Origin of the sequence: Rhizobium sp. BK212 (assembly GCF_014197475.1) — a bacterium.
Lineage (GTDB): Bacteria > Pseudomonadota > Alphaproteobacteria > Rhizobiales > Rhizobiaceae > Rhizobium > Rhizobium anhuiense.
On sequence record NZ_JACIFS010000007.1, the window covers coordinates 193,913 to 220,031 of the forward strand.

Consider the following 26,119-nt stretch of genomic DNA (forward strand, 5'->3'; position numbering starts at 1 on the left):
CTTCAGCTCTCCGCCTCCACGGAGAAGAAGTAGCCAAAGGCACCACAACAAGCTGTCATTTAGCTGACATCGGCAAGATATCCAGCAGCAGCGGACACTTTTTTGCCGTAATTGGCGGACGGCAGTCCGATTTCCAGCTTCAAAGGACGAAGCAGCTGGAAGCGGAACACCTTCACTGCGCGCGCAAGACCTCATTCCAATGCGCGATCAGCCGTGCCCGCTTCACCTGGTCGAGATAGACCATCAGCCCGGGGCTGACCGGCACCGGCCGAAGCTGGGCGCCCAGCAGCTCCTGCAGCGTATTGGCGGTATTCTCCCCCGCCACCTCAGGACTGACGGCCGGGATCTGCAGCTCCCGCGCCATGATCGTCTGACCCGCCTTCGACATGAAGAAGGCGAGATACCGCCGCCCGAGCTCCGGCTCGGAGGCCGCCTGCGGCACCAGCCCGATCCGCGACATCACCACCGTGTAATCCTTCGGCAGAACGATGCCGACATCGGGATAGCGCGAGGCCCAGTCCGCTGCATAGGAGCCGAGAATGTTGTAGCCGAGCACGAAGCGCCCGTCGGCGACGCGCTCGAGGATTGCCGAGCTCGTCGAATAGAGCTTGACGCCGGCAGCCCCCATCGCCCCGATCACCGACCAGATGTCGCCGAATTGCTCCTGGTCGCGCGCCATGAACAGAAAGCCGACCCCGGAGCGTTCGATATCGTAGGTGCTGATCCGGCCATAGACCTTGTTGCCCTTGCGTTTCAGATAGTCGACGAACTCCGCCCGCGAACTCGGCACCGGCTCATGTACAAAGCTCGGCTTGTGATAGACGAACACCGCCGGCTCGAAGGTGAGCGCATAGGCGGTGTTGCGCCAGTTCGCCCATTTCGGCCATGCTGCACTCATCGGCAGGTTGCTGACCTGCGCATATCCGTCGTTGGAAAGCTTCACCTGCAGATCCATCGCCGAGGAAAAAGCGAAATCCGCCGTCTTCTCGCCGGCATCCGTCTCCTTGACGATCCGGTCGTAGATGTCGCCGGTCAGCATATCCTCGTATTTGACCGCAACGTCGGGATTGGCATCCTGGAAACCGCGGATCATCGGCCGCGCCAGCGGCTCGTCGAGCGAGGAGTAAACCGTCAGCACCGCCGCATCGGCCTGACCCGACTTCGCCGGATAGAAGGCCTGATCGGCGAGCGCGAAGCCCGGCCAGAAGGCCAGCAGCAAAATGAAAACTCTCCTCATGCCGCAACAATGCCTGAGCGCGCCGGGAGGAGCAAGGCCGCCGACTAGGCGGCGACCCACTCCATCAGCGCATTCTGCGCATGCAGCAGAAAGGCTTTGGCGGCACGGCTCTGGCAGCGCGGATGTTCCATCGCTTCGGCCGTCACCTCCTGGCCACGCCTCACCGGCGGGCACGGCAGGAAGATCGCATCCTCCGACAAACGATCGAGCAGGTCGGCGCCGATCCGGTAGCCGGCGAGCGCCTCCGAGGCGGCATCGCCCGGCCATGAATCGGTGATGACGACATCGGCGTCCGATAGCTCGCCCATATCGGCGCTCACACGGAAACGCCCGTTGAGCAGTGCAGCGTCACGGGTGTGCCAGCGTTCGGGGTAGACCTGCACAACCTCTATCGGCAGCGCAATCGAGGCTTCGGCCCAGGAGCGGAGGATATTTGCGTCCGCCGCCACGCCAACGACCTTCAACCCGTCGATCGAGCCGCGCCGGCTCCTAATATAGGCAAGGTCACCGAGCGTCTCGCAAGGGTGGTTGGAGCCTGTGCGCGCATTGATGACAGGCACCGGCGAGACTGCCGCCGTCGCCTTCAATGTCGCAAGCGCCTTGGTGCGGATCACCAGCATATCGAACCAGTTGCCGAGATAACCAGCAAGGTCGCCGGTCTCCTCCCTGACATCGAAACCGATCGGCACATGCGCGCAGATACCGCCCATTGCCTGAATGCCGAGATCAAAGGCAGTGGTATTACGCCAGCCACTATCGTCGGCAATCAGCGCGACACGTTTGCCCGCAAGGCTCTGCGGCACGGTGCGCTCATCCCAGCTTTTGGCGAGTTCGCCGGCGCGGGCGACAATCGATCGGAGCCCGGCCTCCGGAATATCGTGAAACTCCAGAAAATTCCGGGCCGAACCTGTCATCCAAAATCTCCGCCGCGCATGAAACATCGCCACAATAGCCGGCGCCGGCCTCGTCGCAACCATCGAAGCAGCCGCGAATCACAATCATACGGTGGATACCCCTCGCAATAGTCTTCCGGCCCAACCCCTGGCTCCGCTTCAAGCCCCAAACCGATCGACCGCCACTTTTATAGTGCCACGCCCGAAGTATCGAGCGATGAAATAAACCCGCATTTCTTCGATTAGAATTACCTTTTCATCACAAAGGATTAGAGCCGAACGCCATCCTTCACCCATTCAGAGTATTGATGAAGATCGGCGACCTTATATGGTCGCGCTGCCGCGTCAAAACGTCGAAACCGCCCGAATTTCTTATTCGGGGGACGACTCCGCGCAACAAAAACTCTATAAAAAGCTAGACTAAACTGGGAAGATCCTGGGAGGGGTCATGGAACGACGACTGAGCGCTATTCTCGCTGCGGATGTCGTCGGCTACAGCCGACTGATGGGCATCGATGAATCCGGCACGTTGCAGGCGCTGAACCGCCATCGCTGCGAACTGGTCGATATTCGTATTGCCGACTACAAGGGCCGGATCGTCAAACTCACCGGCGACGGCATCCTTGCCGAATTCCAGAGCGTGGTGAATGCGGTCGCCTGCGCCGCCGAGATCCAGCGCAGCATGGCGGCCCGCAACGAGAGCGTGCCCAAGGACGAGCGCGTCGAATTCCGCATCGGCATCAATCTCGGCGACGTCGTGGTCGAGAATGGCGACATATTCGGCGATGGCGTCAATCTCGCCGCCAGACTCGAGCGTATCGCGGCGCCAGGCGGCATCGCCGTGTCCGCCTCGGTGCGCGATCAGGTCGGCTCGCGCCTCAATCTCGGCTTCGAGTTCATCGGCGAACATACGCTGAAGAACATCAGGCAGCCCGTTCAGGTCTATACTGTCAGCTTGGCGCCGCCCTCCTCGGCGAAATTGGTCGCGCAGAACCGCAACACGTGCTTCATTGCGGTGCTGCCCTTCACCAATATGAGCGGCGATGCCGACCAGGACTATTTCTCCGACGGCATCACCGAAGACATCATCACCGATCTCTCCAAGATCTCCAGCCTGCACGTCGTGCCGCGCAACACCATCTTCACCTACAAGGGCATATCGGTGAAAGTGAAGCGGCTCGCCCAGGAACTCGGCGTGCGCTACGTGCTCGAGGGAAGCGTGCGCATCTTCGGCAATCGCGTGCGCATCTCCGGTCAGCTGATCGACACCGCCAATGGCGACCATCTCTGGGCCGAGCGTTACGACCGCGACCTGACCGACATCTTCGCCATTCAGGACGAGATCACCCACGCGATCGTCGGCCAGCTGAAGGTGCGTCTGCTGCCGGAAGAGAAGAAGGCGATCGCCAATGAGCCGACCGCCAATGTCGAGGCCTATACCTATTACCTCAGGGGCCGCCAGCTCTCCCACACCTGGACCAAATCCTATCTGCAGCTTGCAAGGCGGATGTTCTGCAAGGCGGTCGAGCTCGATCCGGACTATGCCCGCGCCTATGCCGGCATCGCCGACTGCGATGCGGCGATCCGCGATTGGGCACCGGACGACGTGCCGCTGAGGCGCATCCTCGAGATGAGCGCCCGCGCCCTGGAACTTGATCCCGACCTTCCCGAGGCCCACGCTTCCCATGGTCTCGCCTTGCATCAGAGCGGCTATGACGACAGGGCGGCGGCGGCCTTCGAACGGGCTTTGGCGCTCGACCCGAACCTCTTCGAGGCGAATTTCCACTATGCCCGGTTCTTCTTCATGCACGGCAACTTTGCCGAATCGGTTCAATACTTCACCCGCGCCGCCGAGATCCGCCCCGACGACTATGTCTCGCCGATCCACCTGATGTCCGCCTACCGCTCGCTCGGCCGTGTGCTGGACACGGAAAACTGGGCGCGCCTCGGCCTGCTGCGCGCCGAACGCGCGCTGAACCTCAATCCGGAAAATTCCGGCCCCGCCCATCGCGGCGCGCTGGCGCTTGCCCATATGGGCGATGTGACGAGAGCCCGCGACTGGGCGGCCCGCGCGATCGCCATCGATCCCGACGATATCGTCGCCCAGTATAATCTCGCCTGCGTCTATTCCGTCCTCGGCGACGCCGACCAGGCGATCGACCTTCTCGAGAAGCTGCTGCCGAACAGCTCCGTCTACCATATCAAATGGTTCGACAATGATTCCGACCTCGACAACATCCGCGACGATCCCCGCTTCCGAAGACTCCTCAACGCCGCAATGACGCAGCGCGAACGAATCGAAAGGACCGGGAGCTGACGCCGGTCTTTCCCGGCATTCGGTGGCGCATCGGCCGGAAATCGGAATCGATTTTCGCAAAGCTCGATGCGAGGATTAAAGTGCCACAGCGTATTTTGCGCGTCTGAAGGACCCGCTGCGCTGTAAGCTGCAAAATCGCTGTGACATCGCTCCGCCACCTCTGTAATCTCCTTTGAAAAACAGGGGGACATTCGTGCGCATCCTGCTCACCGAAGACAATATCGCGCTGGCCGACGGCCTGTCGGCGATCTTGCGCGGCACGGGCCACGCCGTCGATGTCGTCCATGACGGCGCATCCGCCAATGCGGTCATTGCTGCGGAAAATTTCGATCTGGTGATTCTCGACCTCAACCTGCCCGAGATGGACGGGCTCGACGTGCTGCGTGCCATGCGCGCCCGCCAGAACCAGGCTGCCGTCCTCATCCTGACGGCGCGTGGCACGCCGGAAGAAAGGGTGAAGGGCCTCGACCTCGGCGCTGACGATTACCTGATCAAACCCTTCGACATCGCCGAATTCGAGGCGCGTGTGCGGGTATTGCTGCGCCGCCAGGCGGGGCTGCGTTCGGCGACCGTCGGTTTCGGCGGCATTTCTTTCGATCTCAATTCCCGCACCTTTTCATCAGGCGCCGCACCCCTCGATATTCCCGCCCGCGAGCTCGGCCTGCTCGAAATCCTCTTCATGCGGGCCGGCAAGGTCGTCGCCAAGGAAGCGATCATCCAGTCGCTGACGGCCTTCGACGACGACATTTCCGCAAACGCCATCGAGCAATATGTCAGCCGCTTGAGAAAGCGTCTCTCGCCGCACGGCCTGACCGTCAAGACTGCCCGCGGCATCGGCTATTATCTCGACAAGCTGCCCGAGGCCTCATGAAAGCCGCCTATTCCCTCCGGCGCCGGCTGCTCTTCTGGCTGCTCGTCTCCACCGCCGTGATCGGCACGCTGGCGCTTGCCGATACCTATCGCGAGGCGGTCCAGACCTCGAACATCGTCTCCGACCGCGTGCTCGCCGGTTCGGCGCTGGCGATCGCCGAACGCGTCGTCGTCGCCGAGGACGGCACGCTGCAGGTCGATATCCCCTATGTCGCGCTTGAAATGCTGACCTCTGCCGCGCAGGATCGCGTCTTCTATCGCGTCGACGGCCCGCCGGGCCAATTCATCACCGGCTACCAGTCGTTGCCGGTCCTGAAGAAGACGCCGCCCAATGCTGCCGCCTTCGCCGACGACACCTTCCGCGGCGAGCCGATCCGTGTCGCCACACTCGAACGCTCAGCCTCGACGGGCATCCGCTCCGTGCCCTTCGTGGTAACGGTCGCCGAAACCACCATCGCCCGCCGCCAGCTGGCGCGGGCAATCCTCGTCCGCTCGGCATTGCGCCTCGCCTTCATGATTGCGGGCGCGGCCGTCATCGTCTGGATTTCGGTCACGGTGGCGCTCCGCCCGCTCTATAAGCTCGGCGACGCCATCGGCGAACGCAGCCCCGATGACCTGCATCCGATCAAGCAGACTGTGCCAAGCGAGGTCGAGCCGCTGGTCGATACGGTCAATTCCTTCATGGTCCGCCTGCAATCGGCGCTCGATGCGCTGCGCCATTTCACCGGCAATGCCAGCCATCAGCTGCGCACACCGCTGGCGATCATCCGCACCCAGCTTGCTCTTTCCGCCCGCGCCAGCTCGCTGGATGAGGCGCAGGCGGCGGCGCTGAAGGGCGATCAGGCGGTGGCGCATGCCGAGCGCATTCTCGCCCAGTTGCTCCTGATGGCCAAGATCGACGCCGCCACAGCCAAGGAAGCGCTGACCGCCTCCGCCATCGATCTTGCCGCAATCGCCCAGGAAATCACCGGCGAGCAGATCCCGACGGCGGCCGTCGCCGGCATCGATCTCGGCTTCGAGGGCGAGAGCCCGGCGATGATCCGCGCCGAGCCGCTGCTGATCGGCGAAATGCTGCGCAACCTCGCCGGCAATGCCATCGCCTATGCCGGCAACGGGGCTGAGGTCACCGTCCGCATTATCGCTGCGTCAGAGACGATCCGCCTCGAAGTCGAGGATAATGGCCCCGGCATTCCGCGCGAGAAGCTGGAGGCGGTACGCCAACGTTTTTCGCGCGGCCATGATTCCGGCGCGCCCGGCGCCGGCCTCGGCCTGCCGATCGTCGAAGAAATCGCCAATCTTTTCAATGCCGACCTCACGCTGGAGCCGGGTACGGACGGCAAGGGCCTGAAGGCGGCCGTCACCTTCGCCAAGGCAGCGTAAAAGCCTTCGGCTCGTTTGACCTTTCCACCTTGCTTTCTTTCGCTGCATTGCACACACTGATTTTCGGGAACAGCAAGCCGCACGACGATGCGAGCCGGATAAAAAGAGAAATATGTCGATCAAAGCCAGCATCTATCATCTGACGCATTACACCTATGACAAGCCGGTCCGCCTCGGCCCACAGATCATCCGGCTGAAACCTGCCTCGCATTCGAAGACACGAGTGCTCAGCCACTCGCTGAAGATCACGCCCTCCAACCATTTCGTCAACCTGCAGCAGGATCCCTACGGCAATTACCTTGCCCGCTACGTCTTTCCGGATCCGGTGACGGAGTTCAAGATCGAGGTCGATCTCGTCGCCGACATGACGGTTTATAATCCCTTCGACTTCTTCGTCGAGGAAGAGGCGACCAAGTGGCCCTTCGGATATCCGGAAACGATCCAGGAGGATCTGTCGATCTACATGACGCCGGAGCCGGCCGGCCCGCGCCTGAAGGCGCTGCTGCCGACGCTCGACTGGTCGCCCGGTCAGCCGACGGTCGATATGATCGTCGGCCTGAATGCCCGTCTGCAGCGGCAGATCGGCTATGTCATCCGCATGGAAACCGGCGTGCAGACGCCGGAGGAGACGCTGGAAAGCGCCAAAGGCTCCTGCCGCGACACCAGCTGGCTGCTCGTTCAGATCCTTCGCCATCTCGGCCTGGCCGCCCGCTTCGTTTCCGGTTACCTCATTCAGCTGACACCGGACCTGAAGGCGCTCGACGGGCCCTCCGGCACCGAAGTCGATTTCACCGACCTGCATGCCTGGGCGGAAGTCTATCTGCCCGGCGCCGGCTGGGTCGGCCTCGATCCGACCTCCGGCCTCTTGACCGGCGAAAGCCATATCCCGCTTGCCGCCACGCCGCATTACCGCAACGCCGCTCCTATCTCCGGTGGTTATTTCGGCGAGGCCGAAACCGAATTCGCCTTCGACATGAAGGTCTCGCGCGTTGCCGAACATCCGCGCATCACCAAGCCCTTCTCCGATGAAAGCTGGGACGAACTCAACGAACTCGGCGAGAAGGTCGATCGCGTCCTCGAAGCCGAGGACGTGCATCTGACGATGGGCGGCGAGCCGACCTTCGTTTCGATCGACGATTTCCAGTCCGAGGAATGGAACACCGCCGCCGTCGGCCCGACCAAGCGCGAAAAGGCCGACAGCCTGATCCGCCGGCTGCACGAACGCTTTGCCCCCGGCGGCTTCCTGCATTACGGCCAGGGCAAATGGTATCCGGGCGAAAGCCTGCCGCGCTGGACCTTCTCGCTCTACTGGCGCCGCGACGGCAAGCCGATCTGGCAGAACCTCGATCTGGTGGCCGCCGAAGGCAAGGATACTGGTGTTGCGGCCGAGGATGCCGAGAAGCTTCTGACGGCGATCGCCAAGGAACTGGCGATCAAGCCTGACATGGTGCAGCCGGCCTATGAGGATACTGCCGACTGGATCATCAAGGAAGGTAATCTTCCCGAAAACGTCGATCCCGCGAATTCGAAACTGAAAGATCCCGAGGAGCGCAACCGCATCGCGCGCGTCTTCGCCCGTGGCCTCACCGTCCCCACAGGTTACCTCCTTCCGGTTCAGGCATGGAACGCCAAGGCGGCCGAAACACGCGTCTGGATCAGCGAGAAATGGCGCACCCGCCGTGGCAAGATCTTCCTCGTTCCAGGCGACAGCCCGATCGGTTACCGCCTGCCGCTCGGCACGCTGCCCTATGTTCCCCCGGCGCGTTATCCCTATATCCACCCTGCCGATCCGACCATCCCGCGCGAACCGCTGCCTGATGTTTTCGTACCGGCCGGCCGCGCCATGCCGGAAGCCTCCTTCCACGCCGACGAGAGCAATCGCGGCCGGATCGAACAGACGCTCGGTGAAATTGGCGGCGCCGTGCGCACCGCCATGTCGGTCGAGCCGCGCGACGGCAGGCTCTGCGTCTTCATGCCGCCGGTCGAACGCATCGAGGATTATCTCGAGCTGATTGCCGCGGCCGAAAACGCCGCCGCCGAACTCAAGCTTCCCGTCCATATCGAAGGTTATCCGCCGCCGCAGGATGAGCGCATCAACGTCATCCGCGTCGCCCCGGATCCCGGCGTCATCGAGGTCAACATTCATCCGGCCTCGAACTGGAAGGAATGCGTCGACATCACCACGGCGATCTACGAAGAGGCGCGCGCGACCCGGCTCGGCGCCGACAAGTTCATGATCGACGGCCGCCATACCGGCACCGGCGGCGGCAACCACGTCGTCGTCGGCAGCGCCAATCCGAACAACAGTCCCTTCCTGCGCCGTCCCGATCTCTTGAAGAGCGTCGTGCTCCACTGGCAGCGCCATCCCTCGCTCTCCTACCTCTTCTCCGGCATGTTCATCGGCCCGACCAGCCAGGCGCCGCGCATCGACGAGGCCCGTCACGACAGCCTCTACGAACTGGAAATCGCCATGGCGCAGATCGCTGCCCCCGGCCGCGGCCAGCAGCCGTTGCCCTGGCTGGTCGATCGCCTGTTCCGCAACCTGTTGACCGACGTCACCGGCAACACCCATCGCGCCGAGATCTGCATCGACAAGCTGTTCTCGCCCGACGGCCCGACCGGACGGCTCGGCCTCATCGAGTTCCGCGGCTTCGAGATGCCGCCGAACGCCCGCATGTCGCTTGCCCAGCAACTGCTGGTGCGCGCACTGATCGCCCGCTTCTGGGTCAATCCCGTCGACGGCAAATTCGTCCGCTGGGGCACGACCCTGCACGACCGTTTCATGCTGCCGCATTTCGTCTGGACCGATTTCCTCGACGTGCTCGCCGACCTTCGCGAAAACGGCTTCGACGTCAGCCCGGAATGGTTCAAGGCCCAGCTTGAATTCCGCTTCCCCTTCTGCGGCGAAGTCGAATATGAGGGCTCGAAGCTGGAACTGCGCCAGGCGCTGGAGCCCTGGCACGTCATGGGTGAGGAAGGCGCGCCGGGCGGCACCGTGCGCTACGTCGACAGCTCTGTCGAACGCCTTCAGGTGCGGCTCGAAACCAGCAATACGGCGCGCTATACCGTCACCTGCAATGGCCGCACCCTGCCGCTGACACCGACCGGCACGTCGGGCGTGTCGGTCGCCGGCGTCCGTTACAAGGCGTGGCAGCCGGCCTCCGGCCTGCATCCCGTCCTGCCGATCAACACACCTTTGACTTTTGACATTTATGATACATGGTCGAAGCGTTCGATCGGTGGCTGCATCTATCATGTTGCCCATCCGGGCGGCCGGACCTATGACACCTTCCCGGTCAACGGCAACGAGGCGGAAGCAAGGCGGCTCGCCCGCTTCGAGCCGTGGGGACATACGGCGGGCGGCTATATCCCGCGCGCCGAGACGGGTTCGCTTGAATTCCCGCTGACGCTGGATCTGCGGCGGCCCGCCGGAATTTAAGGCTGAGGTGAGGGCCGGGGGTTTAGGGCTTGGGTTTTGATGGGTAAGAGGCCGGCAGTGGAACGCAGGGGAGAGGCAGAGGACCGCATCAAGGATGCGGCCTTCGACTATGCGCCGCTTCCTGGTACCGCTGACGAGATGGTCGACAACAAAGGCGTAGTCCGCCCCGTCTGGCAGCGTTTCCTCTCGCATCTGAGCGCAATGCCGGAAAAGGATCTCGCCGAGCGCTTCGCCCGCGCCGACCGCTACCTGCGCGATGCCGGCGTCTTCTACCGCGCCTATGGCAGCAAGGGCACCGGCGAACGCGCCTGGCCGATTTCGCACATCCCCGTGCTGATCGATGAGCGCGAATGGCAGACGCTGTCGGCGGGCCTCGTCCAGCGCGCCGACCTGCTGGAGGCGATCGTTGCCGATATCTACGGCGACAACCGGCTGGTGGAGGAAGGCGTCCTGCCACCGGCGCTGATCGCCGCCAATCCCGAATTCCAGCGCCCGCTCGCCGGCATCCGGCCGGGTTCCGGCCACTATCTGCATTTCTGCGCCTTCGAGATCGGCCGCGGACCTGACGGCAACTGGTGGGTGCTGGCCGACAGGACGCAGGCGCCGTCAGGCGCCGGCTTCGCGCTGGAAAGCCGCGTTGCGACGACCCGGGCCTTCTCGGATATCTACGCCGAAACGCCGGTTCACCGCCTCGCCTCCTTCTTCGGCGCCTTCCGCGACGCGCTGCAGGGCATGAAACATTCGGGCGACGACCGCATCGCCGTGCTGACGCCCGGCCCCGCCAACGAGACCTATTACGAGCACGCCTACATCGCCCGCTACCTCGGCTTCATGCTGCTCGAGGGCGAGGACCTCACCGTCGTCAAGGGCCGCGTCATGGTGCGCACCGTCGCCGGCCTGAAGCCGATCGGCGTGCTCTGGCGTCGTCTCGATTCGGCCTTTGCCGACCCGCTTGAGCTGAACCAGAATTCGCATATCGGCACGCCCGGCCTCGTGGAAGCGCTGCGCGCCGAAAGCGTCACCATCGTCAATGCGCTCGGCACCGGGGTTCTCGAAACCCGGGCGCTGCTGGCCTTCATGCCGACCATCTGTCGCCGCCTGCTGGGCGAGGATCTGCACCTCCCTTCGATCGCCACCTGGTGGTGCGGTCAGAAGGAAGAGCGCGAGCACGTCGCAAAAAACATCGAGAAGATGGTGATCGGCCCAGCCTATTCCCGGGCACCCTTCTTCGACGACAACGGCGAATCCGTGCTCGGCTCGTCGCTGCGTGCGACGGCCAAGGATTCCATCACCGACTGGCTGAGTTCGGACGGCCCGAAACTGGTCGGCCAGGAAGTCGTCACGCTTTCGACGACGCCCGCCTGGGTGGACGGCAAGCTCGTGCCGCGGCCGATGTCGCTGCGCGTTTTCGCCGCCCGCACGGCAAACGGTTGGCAGATCATGCCCGGCGGTTTTGCCCGTATCGGCTCCGGAGCCGATGTCGCGGCGATCGCCATGCAGTCGGGCGGCGCGGCCGCCGACGTCTGGATCGTCAGCGACAAGCCGGTCGAGCGCCACACGCTGCTGCCGGCCGAGGGCAGCTTCACCCGCAACATGCCGGGCAGCCTGCCGAGCCGGGCAGCCGACAATCTGTTCTGGCTCGGCCGCTACATCGAACGCGCCGAAGGGGCGCTGCGCATCCTGCGCGCCTGGCATGCACGTTTCGCCGAAGCGGCCGATCCAAGCCAGCCGCTGCTTGCCGATGTCTCCGAATATCTGACGGCCGTCGATATCGATACCGCCGAACCCGTGCCGGAAACGCTCCTGCGCAACATCGACAGCGCCGTTTATTCGGCGAGCAACATCCGCGACCGCTTCTCGCCGGACGGCTGGCTGGCCCTCAACGACCTCGCCAAGACCGCCCGCCGCTTTCACGTCACCGTCTCTGCCGGCGATGACGCCAGCCATGCGATGACGATCCTTCTGCGCAAGCTTGCGGGCTTCGCCGGCCTCGTCCACGAGAACATGTACCGCTTCACCGGCTGGCGCTTCCTTTCGCTCGGCCGCTATATCGAGCGCGGCCTGCACATGACGCGCCTGCTTGGCCACATGTCCGGCCCGGAAGCGCCGGACGGCGCGCTCGACATGCTGCTCGAGATCGGCGACAGCGTCATGACCCACCGTCGCCGCTACAACGTCAACACGGCGCGGCTGACCGTCACCGATCTCTTGGCGCTCGACCCCCTCAACCCCCGCTCGGTCCTCTTCCAGGTGAACGAGATCCACCACGAGGTCGAGCAACTGCCGAATGCCCTGATCAACGGCCAGATGTCACCCTTCTACCGCGAAGCGATGCGGCTCCATTCCGGCCTGGCGGTGATGACCCCGGAGGGCATGGGGGTCGAGGTCTATCAGCGGCTCGAACGCGAACTGGAGCAGCTTTCCGATCTGCTCGCCCAGACCTATCTCGGGTGACGTCAATGCTCTACGATCTCACTCTCCGCATGGGTTACAGCTACGACGTGCCGGCCTCCGGCGCCCGCCACGTCATGCGGCTGATGCCGCTGTCGCTGGCGAACCGCCAGCGCCTGGTCGCCGGCTCGATCACCGTCTCGCCGACGCCGGATGAGCAGGCGCATTTCGTCGATTTCTTCCATCATCCCGCCACCTCCTTCATGCTGCGTGCGCCGCACGAAACACTCGACATTCGCATGCAGGCCCGCGTGCAGGTGGAAAGCCAGCCGATCGCCGCCGATTTCTCGCCGCTGCTTGCCGACCTGCCGGAGGAGATATCAGGCATCTGGTCGTTGGCACCGGATTCGCCGCACCACTTCCTTGGCGACAGCCCGCGCCTCACCCAGGCACGCGAGATCAGCGACTATGCGCGAGGCTGTGCCCTGCCGACGCTGACAGCCATGCAGATCGCCCATGCGCTCTGTGCCCGCATCAACAAGGATTTCACCTATGATCCCGATGCGACGACGGTGGACACGACACCGCTCGAGGCGTTCCGATTGAAGCGCGGCGTCTGCCAGGATTTCACCCACATCATGATCCTGGCGCTTCGAAGCCTCGGCATTCCGGCCGGCTACGTCTCCGGCTTCCTGCGCACCATCCCGCCACCCGGCAAGGAGCGGCTGGAAGGGGCCGACGCCATGCATGCCTGGGTGCGGATCTGGTGCGGCGAGACGATCGGCTGGATCGAACTCGACCCGACCAACAACATCCCCGCTGGCATGGACCACATCGTCGTCGCCTATGGCCGGGACTATTCCGACGTCGTTCCCGTCATCGGCGTGCTGAAAAGCTATGGCGGCCAGCGCGCTGTCCAGGCGGTCGACGTCATCCCGCTGAAATAATCCCAAAACTGGAAAAATCCGCCGATTCGTTAAAATTCTATTGACGCCGTAAGGCCCGCGGAAAGGAGAGACGTGCCTAATATCACCTCACAGGGTTTCCAGTTGGGTGAACATGATGAGCACCTCCTTTTTGCATCCCTGCCTGCGTCGCATGTTGAGCGACCGTGGCGGTAATTTCGGTATGATGACGGCTATCCTGCTGCCCGTCCTTTTCGGAGCAGCCGGCATGGCGATCCAGGTGGGCGATATGCTGCTCTCGAAGCAGCAGTTGCAGGAGGCCGCTGATTCGGCGGCGCTCGCGACCGCCACCGCCCTGGCAAACGGCACGATCCAAACCTCGCAGGCCGAGGCCTTTGCGCAGAATTTCGTTGCCGGGCAAATGGCGAATTACCTGCAGAGCGGCACCGACATCAAGAACGGGACGAGCGTCAGCGTCCAGACAACGACATCGGGCAAGTCGACATCCTATCAGGTGACGGTTTCACCGAGTTACGACCTCGCGGTCAACCCGCTGATGCAGGCGGTTGGCTTCAGCACGCAGCATCTTGCGACGTCAGGCACGACGATCGGCGGTCACTCGCAAACCCAGGGCATCTCGCCCTCGATAAATCAGGGTCAATGGGAGAGCCTACCGCAACCGTCAACGCCGATGATCCAACCGAATCATTCACCTATGATTGCAACGGCCACTACAACAAGAAGGACAAGTGGGTTTACGACACCTGCACCGGCAGCCGCACAAACTACTACACCAAGCTAGAGGCGCTGAAAATCGCCGCCGGCAATCTCTTCGGCCAGATCACCAACGCCGATCCCAATGCGGAATATGCGCGCACCGGCGCGGTGTCCTACGATATCAATCAGTATCCGCCCAGCAGCCTCGCCTGGGGAACCGCCGGTGTCTCGAGCTATGTCAACGCGCTTCAGTCGGGAGGTGGCACGAATTCAAGCGGCGCAGTGAATACGGCTTACACGTCTCTCACTGCTAAGAACGCCGCGGGCAATGACGCCGAAGACGCCGCCCACAAGCAAAAGTCCGGGCAAGTACCCAAGAAGTACATCGTCTTTATGACAGACGGCGACAATAACAACGATAGCAGTGGCGGCCGTTCCTATGACACGGCGACCAAGAAGACATGCGACGACGCGAAGTCCAAGGGCATCGAAATCTATACGATCGCCTTCATGGCACCCGCGGGCGGACAGGCGCTGCTGCATTATTGCGCCTCCGATGACGCCCATTATTTCCAGGCGGAAAAGATGGAAGACCTGCTTGCCGCCTTCAAGGCGATCGGAGCGAAGGCCTCCGCACAGCTGACGCGCCTGACGAACTGACGATTGGCCCGGTGGAAAGCCGAACGAAAAAGCCGCGCCGGAACAAACCGGAGCGGCTTTTCGTTATCCTCGTTCGGCCGATGAGATCGGGAAAAGTCATTGAAATCAATCCCCTCAACCCGCGTGAATATGACGGTTTCGCAATTTTTTCGTTTGTCCAAATCCTTTGTTGCAAGTGCTTACTAACGATGCATAAACTGTCGGCTGCGCAAGCGACAAATTGATTGAATCAGGCATAACATCCTGAAACAAAATTAAAATTGGCGAGACCTGACGATGAACACTGTTTCCAAGCCGATCATCCCCTCCCCCGCTCCCCGCAGCTCAAGGCCGGAAATTCTCGCTGAAGAAATCATCGAACGTCTGACCTACCGTATCGGCAAGGACGCCAAGGTGGCAAAGCCGCATGACTGGCTGACGGCGACGATCCTGGTGGTGCGCGACCGTATCATCGACAAGTGGATGGCTTCCACCCGCGAGGTTTATGCGACCGGCGCCAAACGCGTCTATTATCTCTCCCTCGAATTCCTGATCGGTCGCCTGATGCGCGACGCCGTCTCCAACCTCGGCCTGATGGAGGAGGTGCGCGATGCCCTCGCCTCGCTCGGCGTCGACGTCAACGTCATCGCCGGGCTGGAGCCGGATGCCGCGCTCGGCAACGGCGGCCTCGGTCGTCTGGCGGCCTGTTTCATGGAAAGCATGGCAACCGTCGACGTGCCCGCCTATGGCTACGGCATCCGCTATGTCCACGGCCTGTTTCGCCAGCAGATGGCCGACGGCTGGCAGGTCGAACTGCCGGAAAACTGGCTCGCCCACGGCAATCCCTGGGAGTTCGAGCGCCGCGAAAGCTCCTATGAAATCGGCTTCGGCGGCGCCGTCGAATTCATCACCACCCATGACGACCAGCCGCGCTACGTCTGGAAACCGGCCGAGCGCGTCATCGCCGCCGCCTTCGACACGCCGGCCGTCGGCTGGCGCGGCAAGCGCGTCAACACGCTGCGCCTCTGGTCGGCACAGCCGATCGATCCGATCCTGCTCGATGCCTTCAACGCCGGCGACCACATCGGGGCGCTGCGCGAAAGCAACAAGGCCGAAAGCCTGACCAGGGTTCTCTATCCCGCCGACGCCACCCCGGCCGGTCAGGAACTGCGCCTGCGCCAGGAATTCTTCTTCTCGTCGGCCTCGCTGCAGGACATCCTGCGCCGCCATCTGCAGCAATATGACGATTTCACCTCGCTGCCGGACAAGGTTGCGATCCAGCTGAACGACACCCATCCCGCCGTCTCGGTCGCCGAACTCATGCGCCTGCTCTGTGACGTCCACGGAATGGATTTCGACCAGGCCTGGGAAATCACCCGCCACACCTTCTCCTACACCAACCACACGCTTCTGCCCGAAGCGCTGGAAAGTTGGTCGGTGCCGCTGTTCGAGCGTCTGCTGCCGCGCCACATGCAGATCATCTATGCGATCAATGCCAAGATCCTGATCGACGCGCGCAAGGGCAAGAATTTCACCGATGGGGAAATCCGCTCGATCTCGCTGATCGATGAAAGCGGCGACCGCCGCGTGCGCATGGGCAACCTCGCCTTCGTCGGCTCGCATTCGATCAACGGCGTCTCGGCCCTGCACACCGACCTCATGAAGGTCACAGTCTTTGCCGACCTGCACAAGCTCTATCCCGATCGCATCAACAACAAGACCAATGGCATCACGCCGCGCCGCTGGCTGCAGCAATGCAATCCCGGTCTCACCGGCCTGATCCGCGAGGCGATCGGCGACGAATTCCTTGACGATGCCGAGAAGCTGACGCCGCTCGACAAGTTCGCCTCCGACCCGACCTTCCAGCAGAAGTTCGCCGCGGTGAAGCGGGCCAACAAGGTGGCGCTCTCCAATCTCGTCGCCAGCCGCATGGGCGTGAAGCTTGATCCCTCGGCGATGTTCGACATCCAGATCAAGCGCATCCACGAATACAAGCGCCAGCTGCTGAATATCATCGAGGCTGTCGCACTCTACGATCAGATCCGCTCGCATCCCGAGCTCGACTGGGTGCCGCGCGTCAAACTCTTCGCCGGCAAGGCGGCGCCGAGTTATCACAACGCCAAGCTCATCATCAAGCTGATCAATGACGTCGCCCGCACGATCAACAACGATCCGTCGGTCCGCGGTCTGCTGAAGGTCGTCTTCGTGCCGAACTACAATGTCTCGCTCGCCGAAGTCATGGTTCCGGCCGCCGACCTCTCCGAGCAGATTTCGACCGCCGGCATGGAAGCATCCGGCACCGGCAACATGAAGTTCGCCCTGAATGGCGCGCTGACGATCGGCACGCTCGATGGCGCCAATGTCGAGATGCGCGACAATGTCGGCGAGGACAACATCGTCATCTTCGGCCTCAAGGCCGACGAGGTGTCGAAGGTCCGCAGCGACGGCCACAATCCGCGTGCCATCATCGAGGGATCGCGCGAGCTCGCCCAGGCGCTCGCCGCCATCGGCTCCGGTGTCTTCTCGCCCGATGACCGCAACCGTTACACGGCGCTGATCGACGGCATCTATTCGCACGACTGGTTCATGGTCGCTGCCGATTTCGACGCCTATGCCCAGGCCCAGCGCGAAGTCGACCAAATCTGGACCAACCAGTCCGCCTGGTACACCAAGACGATCAACAACACGGCGCGGATGGGCTGGTTCTCTTCCGACCGTACGATCAGGCAATATGCAGACGAAATCTGGAGAGCCGGATGAAAACGCCGAAAACCGTCCCTGAAGTAAAGCTTTCCTGGGAAATTTCGGCAGATGAAATCACGGCGATCCTTGCCGGCTCGCATTCCAATCCCTTTGCCGTCCTCGGTGTGCACCAGGCCGGCGACGTTTTCGTCGCCCGGTGTTTCATCCCGGGCGCCGAGGAAGTGACCGCCATGACGCTCGATGGCAGCGTCATCGGCGAGTTGAAACAGCTCCATGCCGACGGCGTCTTCGCCGGCCCGGTTTCCCTGACCAAGCTCCAGCCGGTGCGCTATCGCGCCCGGCGCGGCGATGCCGAATGGGCTGTCACCGATCCTTACAGTTTCGGTCCGGTGCTCGGGCCGATGGACGATTATTTTGCCCGCCAGGGCTCGCACCTGCGCCTGTTCGACAAGATGGGCGCCCATCTCATCAAGCATGATGGCGCCCAGGGTATCCATTTCGCCGTCTGGGCCCCGAATGCGCAGCGCGTCTCCGTCGTCGGTGATTTCAACAATTGGGACGGCCGTCGCCACGTCATGCGCTTCCGTTCCGATAGCGGCATCTGGGAAATATTCGCCCCCGACGTCCCGATCGGCGTTGCCTACAAGTTCGAGATCCGCGGCCAGGACGGCGTATTGCTGCCGCTGAAGGCCGATCCCTTCGCTCGCCGCAGCGAGCTCCGGCCGAAAACCGCCTCCATCACCGCCGCCGAGCTGGAGCAGGAGTGGGAAGACGAAGCCCATCTGAAGCACTGGCGCGAGACCGACAAGCGCCGCCAGCCGATCTCGATCTACGAGGTGCATGCCGCCTCCTGGCAGCGCCGGCAGGACGGCACGATGCTGTCCTGGGACGAGCTCGCCTCCAGCCTCATCCCCTATTGCGCCGATATGGGCTTCACCCATATCGAGTTCCTGCCGATCACCGAGCACCCCTACGACCCCTCCTGGGGTTACCAGACGACCGGCCTCTACGCGCCGACCGCTCGTTTCGGCGAACCGGAAGGTTTCGCCCGTTTCGTCAACGGCTGCCACAAGGTCGGCATCGGCGTCATTCTCGACTGGGTGCCGGCGCATTTCCCGACCGACGAACACGGCCTCGGCTGGTTCGACGGTACCGCACTCTACGAGCACGAAGACCCGCGCAAGGGCTTCCATCCCGACTGGAGCACGGCGATCTACAATTTCGGCCGCACCGAGGTTGTTTCCTATCTCGTCAACAATGCGCTTTACTGGGCCGAAAAATTCCATCTCGACGGCCTGCGCGTCGATGCCGTCGCCTCGATGCTCTATCTCGATTATTCGCGCAAACACGGCGAATGGATCCCCAACGAATATGGCGGCAACGAGAATCTCGAAGCGGTCCGCTTTCTGCAGGATCTCAACATCCGCATCTACGGCCAGCATCCCAACGTCATGACCATCGCCGAGGAATCGACCTCCTGGCCGAAGGTCTCGCAGCCCGTACATGAAGGCGGCCTGGGCTTCGGCTTCAAGTGGAACATGGGCTTCATGCATGACACGCTGAGCTACATGAGCCGCGATCCCATCTACCGCGGGCACCATCACAACGAGCTGACCTTCGGCCTGCTCTACGCCTATTCGGAAAATTTCGTCCTGCCGCTCTCGCATGACGAGGTCGTCCATGGAAAAGGTTCGCTGATCGCCAAGATGCCGGGCGACGACTGGCAGAAATTCGCCAATCTGCGCGCCTACTACGCCTATATGTGGGGCTATCCCGGCAAGAAGCTCTTGTTCATGGGCCAGGAATTCGCCCAGTGGAGCGAGTGGAGCGAGGAGAAGTCGCTCGACTGGAACCTGCTTCAGTATCGCATGCACGAGGGCATGCGGCGCCTGGTGCGCGACCTCAATTTCACCTATCGCAGCAAGCCGGCTCTGCATGAGCGTGACTGCGAAGGCGAAGGCTTCGAATGGCTGGTCGCCGACGACCATCAGAATTCCGTCTTTGCCTGGCTGCGCAAGGCGCCGGGCCAGAAGCCGGTCGCCGTCATCACCAATTTCACCCCTGTCTACCGCGAGAACTACTCGATCCGCCTGCCGTCCGCAGGCCGCTGGCGGGAAATCCTGAACACCGATGCCGACATCTACGGCGGCAGCGGCAAGGGCAATGGCGGGCGCGTGCAGGCCGTCGATGCCGGCGGCAACATCACCTGCTCGATCACCTTGCCGCCCTTGGCGACAATCATGCTTGAACCTGAAAATTAGTGACTGGTGGGAGGAGAAAATGGTAGAAAAACGCGTTCAGCCACTTGCCCGCGATGCAATGGCTTATGTTCTGGCGGGCGGTAGGGGAAGCCGTCTCAAGGAACTCACCGACCGGCGTGCCAAGCCGGCCGTCTATTTCGGCGGCAAGGCTCGCATCATCGATTTCGCCCTGTCGAACGCCCTGAATTCCGGTATCCGCCGCATCGGCGTCGCCACGCAATACAAGGCGCATTCGCTGATCCGCCACATGCAGCGTGGCTGGAACTTCTTCCGCCCCGAGCGCAACGAGAGCTTCGACATCCTGCCCGCCAGCCAGCGCGTCTCCGAGACGCAATGGTACGAGGGCACCGCCGACGCCGTCTATCAGAACATCGACATCATCCAGGATTACGGCGTCGAATACATGGTCGTGCTTGCCGGCGACCACGTCTACAAGATGGACTATGAATGGATGCTGCAGCAGCACGTCGATTCCGGCGCCGACGTCACCATTGGCTGCCTGGAAGTGCCGCGCATGGAAGCGACCGGCTTCGGTGTCATGCACGTCAACGCGAAGGATGAGATCATCGCCTTCGTCGAGAAGCCGGCCGATCCTCCGCCCATTCCCGACAAGCCGGATTTCGCCCTCGCCTCGATGGGCATCTACGTCTTCCACACCAAGTTCCTGCTCGATGCGCTGCGCCGCGACGCCGCCGATCCGAACTCGAGCCGCGACTTCGGCAAGGACATCATCCCCTATATCGTCAAGAACGGTAAGGCGGTCGCCCACCGCTTCGCCAAGTCCTGCGTCCGGTCCGATTTCGAGCACGAGCCTTACTGGCGCGACGTCGGCACGATCGACGCCTATTGGCAGGCCAATATCGACCTGACGGCGATCGTTCCGGAGCTCGACATCTACGACAAGTCCTGGCCGATCTGGACCTATGCCGAGATCACCCCGCCGGCGAAATTCGTCCATGACGACGAGGATCGCCGCGGCTCGGCCACCTCCTCCGTCGTGTCGGGCGACTGCATCATCTCCGGCGCCAGCCTGAACAACAGCCTGCTCTTCACCGGTGTCAGGGCCAACTCCTTCTCCAAGATGGAAGGCGCGGTCATCCTGCCGAACGTGAAGATCGGACGGCGCGCGCAGCTCAAGAATGTGGTGATCGATCATGGTGTCGTCATTCCGGAAGGCTTGGTTGTCGGCGAGGATCCCGAGCTCGACGCCAAGCGTTTCCGGCGGACGGAAAGCGGCATCTGCCTGATCACGCAACCGATGATCGACAAGCTGGATATCTGACTTATGAAAGTTCTTTCGGTTTCGTCCGAAGTCTTCCCTTTGATCAAGACAGGGGGCCTGGCCGATGTGTCAGGCGCCCTGCCGATTACTCTCAAAGCCTTCGGGGTCGAGACCAAGACCCTTCTGCCCGGTTATCCCGCCGTCATGAAGGTCATTCGCAACCCGGTCGCCAGACTCGAATTCGTCGACCTGCTCGGCGAGCGGGCGACGGTGCTCGAGGTTGAGCACGAAGGCCTCGATCTGCTCATCCTCGATGCGCCGGCCTATTACGACAGGCCGGGCGGCCCCTATCTCGATCCGCTCGGCAAGGACTATCCGGACAACTGGCGCCGGTTTGCCGCCCTGTCGCTTGCCGCCTCCGAGATTGCCGCCGGCCTGATGCCCGGCTGGCGGCCGGATCTCGTCCACACCCACGACTGGCAGGCGGCGCTGACGTCGGTCTATATGCGCTATTATCCGACGCCGGAACTGCCGAGCGTGCTGACCATCCACAACATCGCCTTCCAGGGCCAGTTCGGTTCCGAGATCTTTCCCGGCCTGCGCCTGCCCGCCCATGCCTTCGCCACCGAAAGCATCGAATATTACGGCACTGTCGGCTTCCTCAAGGGCGGCCTCAAGACCGCTCATGCGATCACGACGGTCAGCCCGACCTATGCCGATGAGATCCTGACCTCGGAATTCGGCATGGGGCTCGAGGGCGTCATCGCCAGCCGCATCGACAATCTGCACGGCATCGTCAACGGCATCGACACCGATGTCTGGAACCCGGCGACCGATCCCGTCGTCCACACCCATTACGGCCCGACGACGCTCAAGAACCGCGAGGAGAACCGTCGCTCGATCGCCGAATTCTTCCATCTCGACAATGACGACGCCCCGATCTTCTGCGTCATCAGCCGTCTCACCTGGCAGAAGGGCATGGATATCGTCGCCAACGTCGCCGATGAGATCGTCGCCATGGGCGGCAAGCTCGTCGTGCTCGGCTCCGGTGAAGCGGCGCTTGAAGGCGCGCTGCTCGCCTCCGCCAGCCGCCATCCCGGCCGCATCGGCGTCTCGATCGGTTATAACGAGCCGATGTCGCACCTGATGCAGGCCGGCTGCGATGCGATCATCATCCCCTCGCGCTTCGAACCCTGCGGCCTGACCCAGCTTTACGGACTGCGTTACGGCTGCGTGCCGATCGTCGCCCGCACCGGCGGATTGAATGACACGGTGATCGACGCCAATCACGCCGCACTTGCAGCGAAAGTCGCAACCGGCATACAATTTGCCCCCGTGACAGAAACAGGCATGCTACAGGCAATCCGCCGTGCGATGCATTTTTACCAGGACCGAAAACTCTGGACCCAATTGCAAAAGCAGGGCATGAAATCGGATGTCTCCTGGGAGAAGAGCGCCGAACGCTACGCTGCCCTCTATTCAAGCCTCGTCTCGAAAGGCATGTGACCTAAAATGATCAAGTCCGTACCCACCACGCCCTATCTGGACCAGAAACCCGGCACGTCTGGCCTGCGCAAGAAGGTTCCAGTCTTCCAGCAACCGAATTATGCGGAGAACTTCATCCAGTCGATCTTCGATTCGCTGGAAGGCTATCAGGGCAAGTGCCTCGTCATCGGCGGCGACGGACGCTACTACAATCGCGAAGTCATCCAGAAGGCCGTCAAGATGGCCGCTGCCAATGGCTTCGGCAAGGTCATGGTCGGCAAGGGCGGCATCCTGTCGACGCCGGCCGCCTCCCACATCATCCGCAAATACAAGGCTTTCGGCGGCATCATCCTCTCCGCCAGCCACAATCCCGGCGGCCCGACCGAAGACTTCGGCATCAAATACAACATCAACAATGGCGGCCCGGCGCCGGAAAAGATCACCGACGCGATCTATGCGCGTTCCAAGACGATCGACAGCTACAAGATCGCCGATTTCGCCGACGTCAATCTCGACCGCATCGGCAAGGACGAGCTTCCCGGCGGCACGATCCTCTCGGTCATCGACCCGGTCGAGGACTATGCCGCGCTGATGGAAGAGCTGTTCGATTTCGGCGCCATCCGCAACCTGATCAGCCTCGGCTTCCGCATTGCCTTCGATGGGATGAGCGCCGTCACCGGCCCCTATGCCAAGGAAATCTTCGAAAATCGTCTCGGCGCTCCCTCGGGCTCCGTGCGCAACTTCATGCCGCTGCCGGATTTCGGCGGCCATCATCCCGACCCGAACCCGGTTCACTGCAAGGAACTCTTCGACGAGATGATGGGCGATGATGCGCCCGATTTCGGCGCCGCTTCCGACGGCGACGGCGACCGCAATCTGATCATCGGCCGCGGCATCTTCGTCACGCCGTCCGACAGCCTGGCGATCCTTGCCGCTAACGCCAATCTCGCCCCCGGCTATTCTGGCGGTCTCGCCGGCATCGCCCGCTCGATGCCGACATCGGGTGCTGCCGACCGCGTCGCCGAAAAGCGCGGCATCGGCATGTACGAGACGCCGACCGGCTGGAAATTCTTCGGCAACCTGCTCGATGCCGGCATGGCGACGATCTGTGGCGAGGAAAGCTCCGGCACGGGCTCCAATCACGTCCGCGAAAAGGATGGCCTCTGGGCCGTGCTGCTGTGGCTGAACATTCTTGCCGTGCGCGGCGAGAGTGTCGCCGATATCGTCACCCAGCACTGGCAGACCTACGGCCGCAACTATTATTCGCGCCATGACTACGAGGGCCTCGACACCGATGCGGCAAACGGCCTGGTCGACAATCTCCGCAGCCAGCTCTCCACCCTGGCTGGCAAGAGCTTCGGCAGCCTGAAGGTCGAGAAGGCGGACGACTTCGCCTATCACGATCCGATCGACAAATCGGTCAGCGAACATCAGGGTATCCGCGTGCTCTTCGAGGGCGGCTCCCGCGTCGTCTTCCGCCTGTCCGGCACTGGCACGTCTGGCGCAACCTTGCGTGTCTATATCGAGCGTTACGAGCCGGATTCGACTCGCCACAACATCGAAACGCAGGAAGCGCTCGCCGATCTGATCGCGGCCGCCGAAAGCATTGCCAGCATTCGGGAACGCACGGGACGCGACGCGCCAACCGTGATCACCTGATCCGGGGGGAACATGCGGGGAAGCAGTGCGGCGCAAGCCGGCGCGATCGTTTTCGAGACCGGCGTCGAATTTGCGGTGTGGTCGCATGATGCCGCACAGATCGAACTCTGCCTCTTCGAAGATGACGGCAACAGGGAATTCGCGCGCCTGCCGATGGCGCGCGACAGCAATCACATCCATCGTCTCTTTGTCGACGGGCTGAAGGCCGGCGCGCGCTATGGTTATCGCGCCGATGGTATCTACGCTCCCGATAACGGTCTCTGGTATGACCCCTCCAAACTGTTGCTCGATCCCTATGCCAAGGAGATCGACAGGCCGTTCCGCTACGATCCCCGTCTCGGCATCTATGGCGAAGACAGCCAGGATCTGATGCCGAAGGCGATCGTCACTGCCGATATACGCGCCGTGGTCAGCAAGCCGCTCTTCAATCCGGGCGGCTTTATCTATGAGGTGGCGGTGCGGCCCTTCACCATTCTCCATCCCGACGTGCCGGAGGCAGAGCGCGGCACGGTTGCAGCCCTTGCTCATCCCTCCGTCATCGCACACCTGAAGCGGATCGGTGTCGACGCCATCGAACTGATGCCGATCACCGCCTGGATCGACGAGCGCCACCTGCCGCCGCTCGGCCTCACCAACGGCTGGGGCTACAATCCCATCGCCTTCATGGCCCTCGATCCGCGGCTTGTCCCCGGCGGCATGACGGAGCTGCGCGAGACGGTCGCGGCTCTCCATGCCGAAGGCATCGCCGTCATCCTCGACCTCGTCTTCAACCACACCGGCGAGAGCGACCGTTACGGCGCGACGCTGTCGCTGCGCGGCCTCGACAATCTGCATTATTATCGCCACGCCCAGAATTGGCCGGGCGAGCTCATCAACGACACAGGCACTGGCAACACGCTTGCCTGCGATCATCCCGAGGTCCGCCGCCTCGTCATCGACAGCCTGCGCCATTTCGTGCTCAACGCCGGCGTCGACGGTTTTCGCTTCGATCTCGCCCCCGTGCTCGGCCGCACCGCAACGGGCTTCGAGCGCGACGGCGGAACGCTTGCCGCGATCCTCGCCGACGATGTGCTTGCCGACCGGATCATGATCGCCGAACCTTGGGATATCGGCCCGGGCGGCTATCAGCTCGGCAATTTCCCGGCGTCCTTCCTGGAATGGAACGACCGGGTCCGCGACGACCTGCGCTGTTACTGGCGCGGCGACGATTGGAAGACCGGCGCGCTGGCAACCGCCCTCGCCGGCTCCTCCGACATCTTCTCCCGCAACGACGGCAGACAAACGCGCAGCGTCAACTTCCTCGCTGCCCATGACGGCTTCACGCTGATCGATCTCGTCTCCTACGCCGGAAAGCATAACGATGCCAACGGCGAACACAATCGCGACGGCCACAACGAAAACCACTCCTGGAACAACGGCGTCGAGGGGGAAACCCCCTATCCCACCATCCGCAAGCGTCGCCGTGACGACGTGATGGCGCTGATATCAACCCTCTTTGCCACCCGCGGCAGCATTATGCTGACGGCGGGCGACGAGGGCGGCCGCAGCCAGCACGGCAACAACAACGCCTATTGCCAGGACAACGAGATCACCTGGCTGGACTGGAACGCGTTGGACGGGAATCTCATCGCCCACACCGCCTTCGTTGCGGAACTGCGCCGCCGCTTCACCGTCTTCTCCGAAACGGGTTTCCTGTCAGGAGACGGCGACGTCGAATGGATTTCGCTCTCCGGCGAGCCGATGACCGTTGCCGAATGGGAGACGCCGTCGCTTTTCACCCTCGGCATGCTTCTGTCGACCGAGGACCGCTCCGCCGGCGGCAGGCAGACCCGGCTTGCCGTGCTTTTCAACCGCTCGGGGAGCCGCCAATTTTTCACGCTCCCTTCCCGGGGCGAACCGGGCTGGCGCCAGTTGACGCCTGAAGGAGCGCAGAAAGCCGGCAAGAGTGCAGCCGTCGAGCCGCGCTCCGTCGCCTTTTTCGTAGAAAATTGACCGCCTGCC

Annotated in this window: 14 protein-coding genes and 1 pseudogene; 13 read left to right on the plus strand and 2 right to left on the minus strand. The window is 62.6% G+C overall.

The window, feature by feature from the left end:
* Positions 1 to 172 precede the first annotated feature (172 nt).
* Positions 173 to 1,219 (minus strand): ABC transporter substrate-binding protein, encoded by a 1,047-nt coding sequence (locus FHT79_RS22295; protein WP_025570432.1) that lies wholly within the window; start codon positions 1,217 to 1,219, stop codon positions 173 to 175.
* 62 nt (positions 1,220 to 1,281) lie between these two features.
* Positions 1,282 to 2,151, minus strand: a complete 870-nt coding sequence (locus tag FHT79_RS22300) for an ornithine carbamoyltransferase (protein WP_025570431.1) — start codon at positions 2,149 to 2,151, stop codon at positions 1,282 to 1,284.
* 427 nt (positions 2,152 to 2,578) lie between these two features.
* Here FHT79_RS22300 and FHT79_RS22305 point away from each other — a divergent pair, with 427 nt between their 5' ends.
* From FHT79_RS22305 to glgX, 13 genes and pseudogenes are all read left to right on the plus strand, one after another.
* Positions 2,579 to 4,447: an adenylate/guanylate cyclase domain-containing protein gene (locus FHT79_RS22305; RefSeq protein WP_025570654.1), complete on the plus strand. Its 1,869-nt coding sequence runs from the start codon at positions 2,579 to 2,581 to the stop codon at positions 4,445 to 4,447.
* 193 nt (positions 4,448 to 4,640) lie between these two features.
* Complete coding sequence (locus FHT79_RS22310; protein ID WP_025570656.1) at positions 4,641 to 5,318, plus strand: response regulator transcription factor; 678 nt, start codon at positions 4,641 to 4,643, stop codon at positions 5,316 to 5,318.
* On the plus strand, positions 5,315 to 6,697 hold the full coding sequence (locus tag FHT79_RS22315; RefSeq protein ID WP_025570657.1) for a sensor histidine kinase: 1,383 nt from the start codon (positions 5,315 to 5,317) through the stop codon (positions 6,695 to 6,697). The genes FHT79_RS22310 and FHT79_RS22315 overlap by 4 nt, the downstream gene beginning before the upstream one ends.
* A gap of 112 nt (positions 6,698 to 6,809) precedes the next feature.
* Positions 6,810 to 10,136, plus strand: coding sequence for a transglutaminase family protein (locus tag FHT79_RS22320; RefSeq protein WP_047616386.1), 3,327 nt, complete (start codon positions 6,810 to 6,812; stop codon positions 10,134 to 10,136).
* Between the two features lie 39 nt (positions 10,137 to 10,175).
* Positions 10,176 to 12,590: a circularly permuted type 2 ATP-grasp protein gene (locus FHT79_RS22325; protein ID WP_047616384.1), complete on the plus strand. Its 2,415-nt coding sequence runs from the start codon at positions 10,176 to 10,178 to the stop codon at positions 12,588 to 12,590.
* 5 nt (positions 12,591 to 12,595) lie between these two features.
* A complete protein-coding gene (locus FHT79_RS22330; protein WP_047616613.1) occupies positions 12,596 to 13,474 on the plus strand; it encodes a transglutaminase family protein in 879 nt (292 codons plus the stop codon).
* Positions 13,475 to 13,589: 115 nt separating this feature from the next.
* Positions 13,590 to 14,809: pseudogene (locus FHT79_RS22335) on the plus strand (pilus assembly protein).
* Between the two features lie 276 nt (positions 14,810 to 15,085).
* A complete protein-coding gene (locus tag FHT79_RS22340) occupies positions 15,086 to 17,548 on the plus strand; it encodes a glycogen/starch/alpha-glucan phosphorylase (RefSeq protein WP_183904124.1) in 2,463 nt (820 codons plus the stop codon).
* Positions 17,545 to 19,752: a 1,4-alpha-glucan branching protein GlgB gene (gene glgB / locus FHT79_RS22345; RefSeq protein ID WP_183904125.1), complete on the plus strand. Its 2,208-nt coding sequence runs from the start codon at positions 17,545 to 17,547 to the stop codon at positions 19,750 to 19,752. The genes FHT79_RS22340 and glgB overlap by 4 nt, the downstream gene beginning before the upstream one ends.
* A gap of 19 nt (positions 19,753 to 19,771) precedes the next feature.
* Positions 19,772 to 21,034 (plus strand): glucose-1-phosphate adenylyltransferase, encoded by a 1,263-nt coding sequence (gene glgC / locus FHT79_RS22350; RefSeq protein ID WP_028756864.1) that lies wholly within the window; start codon positions 19,772 to 19,774, stop codon positions 21,032 to 21,034.
* 3 nt (positions 21,035 to 21,037) lie between these two features.
* Positions 21,038 to 22,480: a glycogen synthase GlgA gene (gene glgA / locus FHT79_RS22355; RefSeq protein ID WP_183904126.1), complete on the plus strand. Its 1,443-nt coding sequence runs from the start codon at positions 21,038 to 21,040 to the stop codon at positions 22,478 to 22,480.
* 6 nt (positions 22,481 to 22,486) lie between these two features.
* Positions 22,487 to 24,118 carry an alpha-D-glucose phosphate-specific phosphoglucomutase gene (locus tag FHT79_RS22360; protein ID WP_028756866.1) on the plus strand — a complete coding sequence of 544 codons (1,632 nt, stop codon included), beginning with the start codon at positions 22,487 to 22,489 and terminating at the stop codon, positions 24,116 to 24,118.
* 12 nt (positions 24,119 to 24,130) lie between these two features.
* Positions 24,131 to 26,110, plus strand: a complete 1,980-nt coding sequence (gene glgX / locus FHT79_RS22365; RefSeq protein ID WP_183904127.1) for a glycogen debranching protein GlgX — start codon at positions 24,131 to 24,133, stop codon at positions 26,108 to 26,110.
* Positions 26,111 to 26,119: the final 9 nt, after the last annotated feature.

Bases quoted from the DNA above. Each gene is read 5' to 3' on its own strand.
- FHT79_RS22300 (WP_025570431.1), bottom strand. From the start codon at position 2,151: ATGACAGGTTCGGCCCGGAATTTTCTGGAGTTTCACGATATTCCGGAG.
- FHT79_RS22305 (WP_025570654.1), top strand. From the start codon at position 2,579: ATGGAACGACGACTGAGCGCTATTCTCGCTGCGGATGTCGTCGGCTAC.
- FHT79_RS22315 (WP_025570657.1), top strand. From the start codon at position 5,315: ATGAAAGCCGCCTATTCCCTCCGGCGCCGGCTGCTCTTCTGGCTGCTC.
- FHT79_RS22320 (WP_047616386.1), top strand. From the start codon at position 6,810: ATGTCGATCAAAGCCAGCATCTATCATCTGACGCATTACACCTATGAC.
- FHT79_RS22325 (WP_047616384.1), top strand. From the start codon at position 10,176: ATGGGTAAGAGGCCGGCAGTGGAACGCAGGGGAGAGGCAGAGGACCGC.
- FHT79_RS22330 (WP_047616613.1), top strand. From the start codon at position 12,596: ATGCTCTACGATCTCACTCTCCGCATGGGTTACAGCTACGACGTGCCG.
- FHT79_RS22340 (WP_183904124.1), top strand. From the start codon at position 15,086: ATGAACACTGTTTCCAAGCCGATCATCCCCTCCCCCGCTCCCCGCAGC.
- glgB (WP_183904125.1), top strand. From the start codon at position 17,545: ATGAAAACGCCGAAAACCGTCCCTGAAGTAAAGCTTTCCTGGGAAATT.
- glgC (WP_028756864.1), top strand. From the start codon at position 19,772: ATGGTAGAAAAACGCGTTCAGCCACTTGCCCGCGATGCAATGGCTTAT.
- glgA (WP_183904126.1), top strand. From the start codon at position 21,038: ATGAAAGTTCTTTCGGTTTCGTCCGAAGTCTTCCCTTTGATCAAGACA.
- FHT79_RS22360 (WP_028756866.1), top strand. From the start codon at position 22,487: ATGATCAAGTCCGTACCCACCACGCCCTATCTGGACCAGAAACCCGGC.
- glgX (WP_183904127.1), top strand. From the start codon at position 24,131: ATGCGGGGAAGCAGTGCGGCGCAAGCCGGCGCGATCGTTTTCGAGACC.